Genomic DNA, 13,162 nt, shown 5'->3' with positions numbered 1-13,162 from the left:
GGGCGGCCGCGAGGCCGCCCGCTTTCCCTCGAAGACGGTAGCCGGCGCATGACCGATCTTACGCTTTCAAATCAGGCTGTTACCACCCAGCCCGCGCCGCCGAACGAGGCGACCGCCTTCCGCTTTCCGATGCAATGGATTGGCGTGGCGCCCTTCTTCATTTTCGTCCTGATGTTCCTGATCCTGCCGACGATCTATCTCGTGCTCGGCGCTTTCCAGAATGGCGATGGGCAGCTGACGCTGGACAACATCCTGCAACTGGTCAGCGATCCTTCGATCAGCGCCTCCTATTGGGTTTCGATCAAGATCAGTTTCTGGTCGGCCATCATCGGGGCCTTTGCCGGGCTGGCGATAGCCATCGCGATCGTGCGCGGCGGCCTTCCGAACTGGACCCGCTCGGCGACCCTGACCTTTTCGGGCGTCGCCTCGAATTTCGCCGGCTTGCCGCTGGCGTTCGCCTTCCTGGCGACCCTCGGTCGTGTCGGCATTGTCACAACGCTTCTGCGCGACGTTCTCAACGTCAACATCTACGCGATGGGCTTCAATTTCCTCACGACCTCGGGGCTGATCGCGGTCTATCTGTTCTTCCAGATCCCGCTGATGGTGGTCATCATCGTGCCAGCCATCGACGGGTTGAAGAAGGAATGGGGCGAGGCCGCTGCCACGCTCGGGGCCACCCAGTCGCAGTATTGGCGCATGGTGGTGATCCCGGTGTTGTGGCCGAGCTTCCTTGGCACCGTCATCCTGTTGTTCGCCAATTCGTTCGGCGCCATCGCCACGGCCTATGCGTTTGCCGGCCCGGCGCTCAACATCGTTCCCATCAAGCTCTATTCGCAGATCAATGGCGACGTGCTGCACAACCCGCAGCTCGGCTATGCCATCGCCTTCGGCATGATCGTCATCACGGGCTTGGCCAACGTCTTCTACATCTGGTTCCGGACCCGCTCCGAAAGGTGGCTCAAATGAAGTCGGGCAAATTCTGGGCCTGGGTCGTCTTCATTGTCGGCGCGGCTTACTTCTTCATTCCGCTGATGGCGACGGTCGAATTCTCGCTGCGCATGCGGCGTGGCGTCCACTCCTTCGACGCCTATCAGATCGTGCTGGGCGACGCGCGCTTCCAGTCGACCTTCCTGTATTCGGTGATCGCGGCCGTGTTCACCATCGTCCTCGGCATCCTGGTCGTGGTGCCGGCGGCTTACTGGATTCGGCTGCGCCTGCCTCAGCTCAGGCCGATCGTCGAGTTCATCACGTTGTTGCCGCTGGTCATTCCGGCCATCGTCATCGTCTTCGGCTATATCAGGATGTACGGTTCGAATTCACCGCTGCCGTTCCTGGCAAGCAACATGGGTGCGAACGCCTTGCTGGTGATCGGCTATGCGACGCTGGCCTTGCCTTATATGTATCGCGCCGTCGATACCGGGCTGCGAACCATCGATGTGCGCACGCTGACCGAAGCAGCACAGATCCTGGGCGCGGGCTGGTCGACGATCATCACGCGGGTCATCCTGCCCAATGTGCTGATCGCCGTATTATCCGGTGCGTTCCTGACCTTTGCCATCGTCATCGGCGAGTTCACCATGGCGAGCCTGCTCAACCGGCCGGCCTTCGGACCCTATCTGCAGAACATCGGCGCCAACCGTGCCTATGAGCCGGCGGCTCTTGCCATCATCGCCTTCGCGATTACCTGGGGCTGCATGTCGCTCATCCAGATCCTGTCCCGTTTCGCGCCGAAATCGGCGAACCGCCCGAATTGACCGAAAAGCACTGACCTGAGAGAAAAAGCCATGGCCGAGCCATTCCTGTCCATCCAGCATGTGCGAAAATCCTACGGTTCCAACACCGTGGTCCAGGACTTCAGCCTCGACGTCGAGCCGGGTGAATTCGTCTCGTTCCTCGGCCCGTCCGGTTGCGGCAAGACCACGGTGTTGCGCATGGTCGCCGGCTTCGAGGAGCCGTCGGCCGGCAGGATCTTCGTCGCCGGCAAGGACATCACGCGGCTGAAGCCCAATCAGCGCAATGTCGGCATGGTGTTCCAGGCCTACGCGCTGTTTCCAAACCTCACCGTCGCACAGAATATCGCCTTCGGGCTGAAGGTTGCCGGCATGCCCAAGGCCGACGCCGACAGGCGCGTCGCCGAGATGCTTGAGATGATCAAGCTGCCGCAGATGGCCGACCGCTATCCCTATCAGCTGTCGGGCGGCCAGCAACAGCGTATCGCGCTGGCGCGCGCTATCGCGCCGAAGCCGAAACTGCTGCTTCTCGACGAGCCGCTGTCGGCGCTCGATGCCAAGGTGCGCGTGTCGCTGCGCGAGGAAATTCGCTCGATCCAGAAGAAGCTCGGCATCACCACCATCTTCGTCACCCATGACCAGGAAGAGGCGTTGTCGATCTCCGACCGCATCGCCGTGATGTATGGCGGCAAGGCCGAGCAGGTCGCAACGCCGTTCGAGATCTACAACCGGCCGGCGACGAAGTTCGTCGCCAATTTCGTCGGCACGCTGAACGTTCTCGAAGGTAAGGTCACCGACGCCGCGTCGGGCAAGGTGCAGGTCAACACGCAAGAGGTCGAGCTCAAGGGTAAGCTCAACGGCTCGAAGTCCGGCGATACGCTGGCGCTGGCGCTGCGGCCGGAGGCGATTTCGCTAGGCCGCCAGCCTGGACGCGACTCCAGCCTTTCGGGCGAGATTTCCGAGGTGCACTTCCTCGGCTCGGTGATCCGGGTTCGCGTCGGCATCGGCAACAACACGGTCTCGCTCGACACCTTCAACAACTCCGCCACCCCGCCACCCGCCGTTGGCGAGAAGGCCGAGATTTCGTTCTCGTCAGGGGACATGCTGGTGCTGCACTAGAGCAATTCCAGGAAAAGTGCGTAGCGGTTTTCCGTCCGGAATTGCGTGAAAACAAAGAGTCTAAGCACGTCGCGGTCGATCGGGGCATCCGAATGGGTGCCACAGAGATCGGAATTTCCCGTGCTGTCCGAGGCGGGACGGCCCATGCCGGAGGCGTCGCCCTGTTGTTTCAAAGCCGCGACTTTGGCACTGCCAATCGCTTCGTTCGGCCGCTACCATAGAGCATGGCTCTTTTCGAACTGACGCTTGTCCTGCTTTTGGCCGCCGTCGCGCTGACGGCACTGTCGCGGCGGCTGGAGATTCCCTATCCGTCGCTGCTGGCCCTGGCCGGCGTCGCGATCGCCTTCGTGCCCGGCGCGCCAACGATCGAGATCGATCCGGAACTGGCGCTTGCCCTGTTCATCGCGCCGGTGCTGCTCGATGCCGCCTATGACACCTCGCTGCGCGACCTGAAACGCTACAGGCTGTCGCTGGTGCTGCTGGCGCTCGGCGCTGTTGTCTTCACCACCGTGGTGGTTGCCTTCGTCGGATGGAAGATGGCCGGCCTGCCGATCGCGGCGGCGATCGCGCTCGGCGCCATCGTCGCTCCGCCGGATGCTGTGGCGGCAAGTGCCGTGCTCGGGCAATTCAAGGTGCCGCACCGCATCACCGCCATCCTGCAAGGCGAAAGCCTGCTCAACGATGCCACCGCGCTCCTGATCTACCGGCTGGCGGTTTCGGCGGCGCTCGGCTCGATCATGCTGAGCAACGCCGTTCCAACGATCCTGCTGTCGACCATCGGCAGCGTGGTGGCGGGCTATCTGCTTGGCCGCTTCTCGCTGCTGACACTCACCCGGATCGAGGATGCTGCCAGCAGCACCGTGGTGCAGTTCGCCGGCACATTTGGCGTCTGGATCCTGGCCGACAGGCTGGGCCTTTCCGCCATCATCACCATCGTCGTCTACGCCATCACCATCGCGCGTAGCGCGCCGCGCCACATGTCGGCCAGACGCCGCGTCAGCACCTATTCGGTCTGGGAATCGGCGGTGTTCGTGCTCAACGTGCTGGCTTTCGTCCTGATGGGCCTGCAGGCACGCTCGATCGTCGGCCGGCTCTCCGGCGACGCGCAACCCGAAGCTTTTGTCTTTGCCGCGACAGTGCTGGTTGTCGTCATTCTGGCACGCCTCGTCTGGGTGGCGAGTTACGTTGCGATCATCCGGTGGTTCGCCCATTTCGGCGGCGAAGACCGAAGGCGGGAAGCGCCGACATTTCGCGGCGCCGTGCTGGTCGGCTGGTGCGGCATGCGGGGACTGGTGACGCTTGTGGTGGCCATTGCGCTGCCGGCCGGCTTTCCCGGCCGCGATCCGATCGTGCTTGCCGCCTTCGCAGTGGTCCTGGGTACGCTGGTGCTGCAAGGCATGAGCCTGAAGCCCCTGCTGCGGATACTCAACTTCGAACGCGATACGACGATAGACCGCGAGGTGGCGCAGGCACGCGTCGCCGTTATGCAGGCCGCGCTTGACGTGTTGAGCCGCAAGACCTCGGCGGCGGCGGCCGTCGTGCGCGAGCAGTACGAAGCTCAGCGGCTGATCGCGGAAAACCCGGAGGACGCGCAAGCGGCAACCGAATACGACCGGCTGCGCCTCTATGCCATCAACCGCCAACGCGACACGCTGGAGGAATTGCGCAGCAACGGCACGATCGGCGATGAAGCCTATCACCGGCTGGAGGAAGAGATCGACTGGGCGGAGCTGGCGGCGTCGCCCGCCGGGCGGTTCCAGCCGCTGACCACCGACTAGCAGGTACGCCTCCCGACCATCGCCTGCTGGCCCAAGCCCCGTCCGTCTTCCTGCGCATTGCAAGCGATCGACCGAACCGTTACTGCCAACGCCGAGAAGTGAGCCGGTTAAGCAATGAAACTGATCAGCTATAACATTCAGTATGGATTCGGCAGCGACGGGCGCTACGATCTTTCGCGTGCCGCGCGGATCGTCGACGGCGCGGACATCATTGCCTTGCAAGAGGTGGAGCGACACTGGCAGCGCAGCAATTTCGACGACCAGCCGGAACTGCTTTCCCGCCTGCTGCCCGACTATCACTGGGTCTACGGACCGGCTTTCGACATGGATGCCAGCGAGCGGCGTGACGGCGGCCTGATCAATCGTCGGCGGCAATTCGGCACCATGCTGCTGTCGAAGCTGCCGATCGTCTGGTCGCGGCTGCATGCGCTGCCGATGCACCGCACGCTGCGTCCGCTAAACACCCGCAATGCCGCGCTCGAATGCATGATCCGCACCCCTGCGGGCCCGGTCAGGGTGCTTTCGCTGCATCTCGCGCATATCGCGGTGGAAGAGCGGCTGGAGCAGATCGACTATCTCCTGGCCGAGCATCGCCGGGCGCCATCGGAAGGCGGACCGTGGAGCGGCGCGGACGACGAACCGTCGCGCAACTGGACACATGGCGAGGCTGAGCCGGAAAACCCGCTGGCGGCGATCTGGCTGGGCGATTTCAATATGGAGCCCGGCAGCGACGAATATCGCCGCATCGTCGGCGGCACGCCGTATCATCGCGGTGCCGCCTATATCGACGGTTTCGTCGATGCCGCCGCCGTAGCGATCGAAGCGGCTGATGACTTCCACACGCATGAGAAGATCATCGACGGCAGGCTGGCAAAGCGCCGGCTCGACCATTGCTTTGTCGGCGGCATGTTCGCCGGGCGTGTGCGCTCGGTCGGGTCGGATATGGGCCAGGTGGCATCCGATCATTTCCCGGTCCGGGTCGACATCGATCTCGATACGCCCCCCGGCTTGGGAGGTCGATAAGCCTGAATGACGCTTTTCGTCTTCTTCGCGGTGCTTGCCGCGGCCGCCATGCACGCCATCTGGAACGCGCTGGTCAAGGTCCATCTCGACCGCTTCCTGTCGATCACGCTGATGACATTGGGTATGGGGGTCGCGGGCCTCGTGGTGCTGCCTTTCGTCGAGGTGCCGAAAGCGGAAGTCTGGCCCTACATCATCGCCTCGGTGATTTTCCACATGGGCTACCGCACCTTCCTGATCGGCGCTTACCAGGCCGGCGATTTCGCCCAGACCTATCCGCTGGCGCGCGGTACGGCTCCTTTGCTCGCGGCCCTCGGCGGCATATTCGTGGTCGCTGAGGTTCCGGCGCCGCTCGCCATCGTCGGTATCCTGCTCTTGTCGGCCGGCACGCTGGTGATGTCGTTTCGCGGCGGGGCGCATCTGGAGAAGCTGAACCTGCGCGCGGTCGGCTTCGCCTTCGGCACTTCGGTCTTCATCGCCAGCTACACGCTGTCCGACGGCAGCGGTGCGAGGCTGGCGGCAACCGCGCAAAGCTATGCCGCCTGGCTGTTCATCTGCGATGCGCTTGGAGCCCTGGTGCTGTGCCTCGTTTTCCGAGGTCCACAGGCGCTGCCTGTGTTGGCGCGCGACTGGAAGACCGGGCTGTTCACCGGCGTGCTTTCCGGTGCCGCGTATTGGATCGTGATGTGGGCAATGACCAGGGCGCCGATCGCCTCCGTGGCGTCACTGCGCGAGACCTCGATCCTGTTCGCCATGATGATCTCGGTCTACGCGCTCGGCGAGAAGATGACGGGCTGGCGCGGTGCCGCCGCGCTCAGCATTGTCGCCGGTGTCATCGCTCTGAGGATGGGCTGACCCTTCAGGCCAGCCGAGTACCGTCATTACCCGACCGCGCCGCTCCGGACTGAAGCGGTCACTTTTCCATAAGATCGAGATCGAAGACCAACAATCCGTCGGTGCCGCCCTCGAGGGCAGCGACCAGCCGGGCGCCGGCGCGTTGATGCGCTTCATGCACCAGATAAGCGTCGCGCGCCGCGGCATCGCGGAAATCGATGGTGAAGCCATGGGTCAAGCCGCGCGAGAAAGGCTCCGGGCTGGCGTTGGCGCTGAACTGCACCGTGTCCATGCCGTCGATCATCAGGCGTAGTGCCTCGAGGTCGGCATGGATCGCCTTGCGTTTGCCCTCGGGTACATCATCGCGAAACCTGCCGAAGACACAATGTCTGATCATTTTCTCTTTCCTTCAAGCGGCGCGATTTCCGGAGAATACAGCCGGCGGCAGCGGCTCACGGCCAAGAATGAGGTCGGCGCCCTTTTCGCCGACCATGATGGTCGGCGCGTTGGTGTTCGATGAGGGCACGCGCGGCATGATCGATGCATCGCATACGCGCAGGCCGTCAATGCCGCGCAGCCGCAGGTCCGGCGTCACCACGGCCATCTCGTCATGGCCCATACGGCAGGTGCCGACCGGGTGATGGTCGGTCTTCGACGTGCGGCAGGCGTAGTCGATCAGTTCGTCGTCGCTGGCGAGAGACGGGCCGGGCAGCACTTCGCGCAGCACGTAAGGGGCAAGCGCCCTCTGCCGCATGATCTCGCGCGCCAGCCGCAGCCCCTTGAGCGACATGGCGCGGTCATAGGGATCGGACCAGTAGTTCGGGTCGATCAGCGGATGGTCGGCCGGGTCGGCGCTCTTCAACCGCACCGTGCCGCGCGAGCGCGGCCGCAGGAACGCCGAGTTCAAGGTGACGCCAGGATTGTTCAGCTTCTCGACGCCGGCCTCGATGCCGGATCCCAGCCCGAGATGGAACTGGATGTCGGGCGAGGCGGCGGTCGGGTCGGCGTACCAGAAGCCGCCGGTCTCGAAGAGGCTGGAGGCCACCGGCCCCTTCTTCAAGAGCAGGTATTGCAGGCCGGCCCAGGCGGTTCGGTGCAGTTTGGCGTAATTGTCATAGGTGTGGTCGCCGGTGCATTCGGCGATGACGAACAGGTCGAGATGGTCCTGCATGTTGGAGCCGACGCCGGGCAGGTCATGCACCGGGGTGACGCCAACCGACGTCAGATGGTCGGCGGGTCCGATGCCCGACTGCATCAACAGCTTCGGCGAGCCGATGGCGCCGGACGAGACGACCACTTCGCGGTCGGCGCGCAGGATCGTCTTTTCGCCACCTGGCCTATCGACAATTTCGACGCCGATGGCGCGGCCCTTCTCGACGACAATGCGGGTCACCAGCACGTCGGTCCTGACGGTCAGGTTCTTGCGCGTGCGGATCGGCTTCAAGTAGGCGACCGAAGCCGACGAGCGGCGGGCGTCCTTCTGCGTCAACTGGTAATAGCCGACGCCTTCCTGGCTGGCGCCGTTGAAGTCCGGGTTGAAGGGAATCCCCATCTCCTGGCCGGCGCGGAAATAGGCCTCGCAGATCGGCAGCGGCGAGATCGGGTTGGAGACGCCGAGCGGGCCCTGGTCGCCATGGAAATCGTTGGCGTAGCGCTGGTTGTTTTCGGCCCGCTTGAAATAGGGCAGCACGTCACGATAGCCCCAGCCGGCAAGCCCCTCTTCCTTCTCCCAGGCGTCGTAGTCGCGGGCATTGCCGCGCGTGTAGATCTGGGCGTTGATGGAGGAGCCGCCGCCGACCACCTTGGCCTGCGTGTACCAGAAGACACGGTCGTTCATGTGCTTCTGCGGCACGGTCGACCAACCCCAGGAGGCAATGCCCTTGGTCATCTTGGCAAAGCCGGCCGGCATGTGGATATAGGGATGCCAGTCCCTGCCGCCGGCTTCGAGCAGGAGCACGGAATTGGAGGGATCCTCGCTCAGCCGGTTGGCCAGAACGCAGCCGGCCGGACCGGCGCCCACGATGATGTAGTCGGTCATTGTTTCATCCGTTCACAGCCGGGGCACGGAGAGCGCGCCGTCGACATTGATGATCGAGCCGGTCGAAAAACCCAGTCTGCCGGCAGCGAGCGCTGCCACCATGGCGCCGATGTCGGCGGCTTCGCCCCAGCGTCTCGCCGGCACCAGGCCACCTTCGATCAAAGCGTCGTATTTGGCGGTCACGCCTGCCGTCATGTCGGTACGGATGATGCCCGGCCGCAGCTCGAACACGCCAATGTCTTCCGGGGCGAGCCGGAGCGCCAGGTTCTTTACCCACATGGAAAGCCCGGCCTTCGACATGCAATATTCGGAGCGTTCCGGAGAGGCCATCTCGGCGCTGACCGAGGTGATGGTGATGATCGATCTTGCATGATCGCCCGACTGGCGGAGCATCACCTTGGCGACGGCCTGGCTGAGGAAGACGGTGCCGCGCAGGTTGATGCCGAGCGCGCGGTCGAAATTGTCGGGTTTGAGGTCCAGCAGGTCGCCACGCACCACGGCACCGACGCCGGCATTGTTGACCAGGCAGTCGATGTGGCCGAAGCTGTGCAACGCGGCGTCGACCAAAGCGGCGTGGCCTGACAGATCGGCGATGTCGCAGCTGACATAGGCGAATTTCACACCTCGTGCGGTGATGTTTTCCGAAAGTCCGTCAGCCGGGTTGTCGGCCAGGTCTGCAACGAGAATGTCGAAGCCTGCGTCCGCAAGCGCCTCGGCGCAGGCGAGGCCAATGCCACGCGCACCGCCGGTGATTGTGGCGGCCGGGCGGGTCATCGGACGCTCACCCGTATGCCAGCGCCGCCCCTCATCGCCCTGCCGGGCACTTCTCCCTGTATAGTGACGGGGAGAAGGAGGCTGTCATCGCCGATTTCGCCAATCGCAAACGCTGCAAGAAGAGCGCCAGGGTTGCGGCCAGCTGTCTTCTCCCCGTTCACGGGGAGAAGGTGCCGGGAGGCGGATGAGGGGTGGCGCCGACCTATCATTGGAGTTCGCTCTTGCGGATATGGTCAGCAACCCGCAGCGCCTGCGCGGCGATCGACAGCGCCGGGTTCACGGCGGCCGAGTTCGGCAGAAAACTTGCGTCGACGACAAAGAGGTTCCGGTGATCGAAGGCGCGACAGAAAGGATCGAGCGGCGACGTCGCCGGATCGTCCCCCATCTTCACGGTGCCGCATTGGTGCGAGGGGGTGCGCTTGTCGAAAGGCCGCGACAAGACGATGGGATAGCCGCAAGCGCGAAAGTTCTCGCGCATCACCTTGGTCAGCCCGTCGAGCGATTGCATGTTGGAACGGCGCCATTGCATGACGATGTCCTTGCCGTCGACCATGATGCGGCTTTCGGGGTCGGGCAGGTCCTCGCACATCAGGTACCAGTCGACGGCGTGGCCGGCCATGAAATCGAGCGCGAATTTTGGCGCCAGCCTGACGTTGGCTCTCAGCATGTTGCCGTCGATCTTGCCCAGCAGTTGCACATTGCCGAGCGGTTTGCCGCCCTGGCCGTCGGACAGATAGTAGTCGTTCAGCATAAGCGTCTTCTGGTAGACGGAATCGTTGCGGCGGCGCGGATCGATCGCCAGCATGGCGCTCGAATTGTGGTTCATGAAATTGCGGCCGACCTGGTCGGACCTGTTGGCGAGGCCCTTTCCATTGGCAGAGAGTGAACGCAGCAGGATGACCGCCGAATTGACCGCCCCGGCGGAGAGGATCACCAGCTTCGGTGCGACCTTCCTCGCCTCGCCGTTTTGCCGGTAGTGAATGGCGGCCACTGTTTTGCCGTCAGGTGCTGTCTCGAGATATTCCACGTAAGCACCCGTCTCAAGCCGGATGTTGCTATCCTCGAGCGCGGCCGCGAGTGGTGCCGTCTGGGCGTCCATCTTGCCCTGGCCGGTGTTCGGGAAGGCGTCCCAGCCGGTCCTGCCCTCCTTCAGCCAAGTCTCGATGTCGACACCGAGCGGCAGCGACGCCGGGTGCAGGCCAAGCCCCTTGAGTTCGGCACGGGCGCGCGCGATCGGTGCCTCGTCGGGCACGGGTTCGTAGGCATACGGTATGGAGTGGAAGGGTTCGGTCGGGTCTTCGCCGAGCGAGCCGCGCACGCGAAACAGCTGCTCGGCCTTGGAATACCAGGGTTCGAACTCGTCATAGGAGAACGGCCATGCCGGCGAGACGCCGCCGAAATGCTCCATGGCGGAAAAGTCTTCCTTGCGGTAGCGGATCAGCACCGCGCCAAAGAATTTCGAATTGCCGCCGACATAGTAGTAGTTGCCGGGGTTGAAGGAAGCGCCGCCGGCCTCGCGCCACATCTCCTTCGGCCGGTAATGGCCGTCGAGGAAGATGGCGCGCGTGTCGCGTGCATGCGGCGTCGCCACCAAGGGCTCGCCGCGCTCCAGCATCAGGATCGAGGCGCCGCTCCCGGCCAGACCGGAGGCGATCGTGGCGCCGCCGATGCCGGAACCGATGATGACGATGTCCGGATTTGTCATGGTCTAAAGCGCGTCGTGTTTGAGCTGACAGACATGACGCGCTTCAGCTCTTTGTTTTGATGCATGTCGTTGCCCCAAAACCGCAACCACTTTTGGGCGACATGCATCAGCGGATGCGGTTCTCTGTCGCCGGATCGAAGAACACCGCCTTGGTCAGGTTGAAGGCGAGCGGCGTGCTGGTGCCAGGCTGGATGTTGGCGTCGGCCCGCAGCCGCGCCACGACGCCCTTGCCGCCGAGATTGGTGACGGCGAAAGTGTCGGAGCCTGCCGGCTCCACCACCTCGATATGGCAGTCGGCCGTCGCGATATGCGAGGCGTTGCGTTCGGCGCCCTCCGGGTCGGTGAGCGCTTCCGGGCGGACGCCGAAGATGACCGGCTTGCCTTTGAATGCCGACAGCCCGGCCGGCGCGTTGGTCATGGGCAGGGTGATGGGCTGCCGCGCCTCGCGGTCGAGCACCACAGCCATTCCGCTGCCATCGCCGCCGATGGTGGCCGGAATGAGGTTCATCGCCGGCGAGCCCATGAAGTCGGCGACGAAGACATTGGCGGGGTTGTTGTAGATCTCCGCAGGCGTGCCGAACTGCTGCACCTCGCCGTCGCGCATGACGGCGATCTTGGTCGCCAGCGTCATCGCCTCGATCTGGTCATGCGTGACATAGACGATCGTCGTGCCGGTGGTGGCGTGCAGGCGCTTGATCTCGATGCGCATGTCGACGCGCAGCTTGGCATCGAGGTTGGACAGCGGCTCGTCGAACAGGAACAGCTTGGGGTCGCGCACCAGCGCCCGCCCCATGGCGACACGCTGGCGCTGGCCGCCCGAAAGCTGGCTCGGCTTGCGCTGCAGCAGGTGGCCGATCTGGAGAACCTTGGCCACCTTGTCGATCGCTTTCTGACGCTCGTCGGCGGGCACGCCGCGCATTTCCATGCCGAAGGAGATGTTCCCGGCCACCGTCATGTTCGGGTAGAGTGCATAGCTCTGGAACACCATGGCGATGTCGCGCTTGGACGGGTGCAGATCGTTGACGGCGCGGTCGTCGATGCGAATCTCGCCTGACGTGATCGTCTCCAGTCCGGCAATGGTGTTGAGAAGCGTGGACTTGCCGCAACCGGAAGGGCCGACCAGCACCAGGAAGCCGCCTTTTTCGAGTTCCAGATCGATCCCTTTCAGGATCTCGACCTGGCCGAAGCGCTTCCTCAGACCATTAATTTCAAGAAAAGCCATCGGATTATCCTTTGACGGCGCCAGCCATGAGACCGCGCACGAAATAGCGGCCGGCAAGCACATAGACGAGAAGGGTGGGGAGCGCGGCGATCATCGCCGCCGCCATGTTGACGTTGTATTCGACGACGCCGGTCGAGGTGTTGACGACGTTGTTGAGCGCCACGGTCATCGGCATGGAGTCGCCGGTGCCGGCATAGGCGGACGCGAACAGGAAGTCATTCCAGATGTTGGTGAACTGGTAGATCACGGTGACGACGAAGATCGGCATCGAATTCGGCAGCATGATGCGCCGGAAGATCTGGAAGAAGGAGGCGCCGTCGACCTGCGCGGCCTTCACCAGTTCGGTGGGGAAGGCCTCGTAGTAGTTGCGGAAGAACAGCGTGGTGAAGCCGATGCCGTAGACGACGTGGACGAAGACCAGGTTGACCGTCGGATTGCCGAGGCCGAAGCTGGTGCCGACCGAGTTCTGCAGCGAGACACCCAAGCGGCCGAGGCTGCCCAGGATCGTGGCCATGGGCAGCAGGACCGACTGGAACGGGATGAAGCAGGCAAACAGCATCAGCCCGAACACCAGTGTCGCGCCACGAAAACGCCATTTGGTCAGCACGTAGCCATTGAGCGCGCCGAGCATGGTCGAGATCAGCACGGCGGGAACCACCATCTTGATGGAGTTCCAGAAGTAGCCCTTGATGCCGGCGCAGGTGAGGCCGACGCAGGTCTCGCCCCAGGCCTTGAGCCATGGGTCGAAAGTCGGTGCCTTGGGCAGCGAAAGCATGTTGCCGTTCTGGATCTCGTTCATGGTCTTGAACGAGGTGACCAGCATGACGAAAAGCGGCATCAGGTAGAACAGCGCGAACAGCGCCAGAAGCCCATAGATGACGACGCGGTTGACGATCTTGACGTTGACCCCGCCGGAGACCTGGCGGACGGGAGCGGCCATGG

12 protein-coding genes are annotated in these 13,162 nt (G+C 63.6%); 6 read left to right on the top strand and 6 right to left on the bottom strand.

Translation table 11 applies throughout. From position 1 onward, the window contains the following. The first annotated feature begins 48 nt into the window (after positions 1–48). The 6 genes from LB556_RS05000 to LB556_RS04975 all read left to right on the top strand — a co-directional run bounded on the left by LB556_RS05000 (position 49) and on the right by LB556_RS04975 (position 6,502). Positions 49–966, top strand: a complete 918-nt coding sequence (locus LB556_RS05000) for an ABC transporter permease (RefSeq protein WP_224564699.1) — start codon at positions 49–51, stop codon at positions 964–966. Then, complete coding sequence (locus LB556_RS04995) at positions 963–1,754, top strand: ABC transporter permease (RefSeq protein ID WP_224564698.1); 792 nt, start codon at positions 963–965, stop codon at positions 1,752–1,754. The genes LB556_RS05000 and LB556_RS04995 overlap by 4 nt, the downstream gene beginning before the upstream one ends. Before the next feature lie 30 nt (positions 1,755–1,784). After that, on the top strand, positions 1,785–2,849 hold the full coding sequence (locus LB556_RS04990; protein WP_224564697.1) for an ABC transporter ATP-binding protein: 1,065 nt from the start codon (positions 1,785–1,787) through the stop codon (positions 2,847–2,849). Between the two features lie 224 nt (positions 2,850–3,073). After that, positions 3,074–4,627: a cation:proton antiporter gene (locus tag LB556_RS04985; protein WP_224564696.1), complete on the top strand. Its 1,554-nt coding sequence runs from the start codon at positions 3,074–3,076 to the stop codon at positions 4,625–4,627. Positions 4,628–4,741: 114 nt separating this feature from the next. After that, complete coding sequence (locus LB556_RS04980; protein ID WP_224564695.1) at positions 4,742–5,650, top strand: endonuclease/exonuclease/phosphatase family protein; 909 nt, start codon at positions 4,742–4,744, stop codon at positions 5,648–5,650. Positions 5,651–5,656: 6 nt separating this feature from the next. Further along, complete coding sequence (locus tag LB556_RS04975; RefSeq protein WP_224564694.1) at positions 5,657–6,502, top strand: EamA family transporter; 846 nt, start codon at positions 5,657–5,659, stop codon at positions 6,500–6,502. A gap of 58 nt (positions 6,503–6,560) precedes the next feature. Here LB556_RS04975 and LB556_RS04970 read toward each other — a convergent pair whose 3' ends face one another. The 6 genes from LB556_RS04970 to LB556_RS04945 form a co-directional block, all read right to left on the bottom strand. Next, positions 6,561–6,878, bottom strand: coding sequence for a Dabb family protein (locus LB556_RS04970; protein WP_224564693.1), 318 nt, complete (start codon positions 6,876–6,878; stop codon positions 6,561–6,563). Between the two features lie 12 nt (positions 6,879–6,890). Next, positions 6,891–8,519 (bottom strand): GMC family oxidoreductase, encoded by a 1,629-nt coding sequence (locus tag LB556_RS04965; protein WP_224564692.1) that lies wholly within the window; start codon positions 8,517–8,519, stop codon positions 6,891–6,893. Between the two features lie 12 nt (positions 8,520–8,531). After that, the gene (locus tag LB556_RS04960; RefSeq protein ID WP_224564691.1) at positions 8,532–9,293 is read right to left on the bottom strand and encodes a 3-ketoacyl-ACP reductase; all 762 of its coding nucleotides are present in this window, start codon (positions 9,291–9,293) and stop codon (positions 8,532–8,534) included. 205 nt (positions 9,294–9,498) lie between these two features. After that, complete coding sequence (locus LB556_RS04955) at positions 9,499–10,998, bottom strand: FAD-dependent oxidoreductase (RefSeq protein WP_224564689.1); 1,500 nt, start codon at positions 10,996–10,998, stop codon at positions 9,499–9,501. Positions 10,999–11,104: 106 nt separating this feature from the next. Further along, entirely contained in the window at positions 11,105–12,220 is a 1,116-nt protein-coding gene (locus LB556_RS04950; protein ID WP_224564687.1) for an ABC transporter ATP-binding protein, read from the bottom strand. A 4-nt stretch (positions 12,221–12,224) separates the two neighbouring features. Continuing rightward, positions 12,225–13,160, bottom strand: a complete 936-nt coding sequence (locus tag LB556_RS04945; RefSeq protein WP_224565070.1) for a carbohydrate ABC transporter permease — start codon at positions 13,158–13,160, stop codon at positions 12,225–12,227. Positions 13,161–13,162 lie beyond the last annotated feature (2 nt).

The organism is Mesorhizobium sp. ES1-4, from assembly GCF_020164745.1.
Lineage (GTDB): Bacteria > Pseudomonadota > Alphaproteobacteria > Rhizobiales > Rhizobiaceae > Mesorhizobium.
Note: the sequence above shows the minus strand (reverse complement) of the source record. Positions and strands in the feature narration are given on the sequence as shown.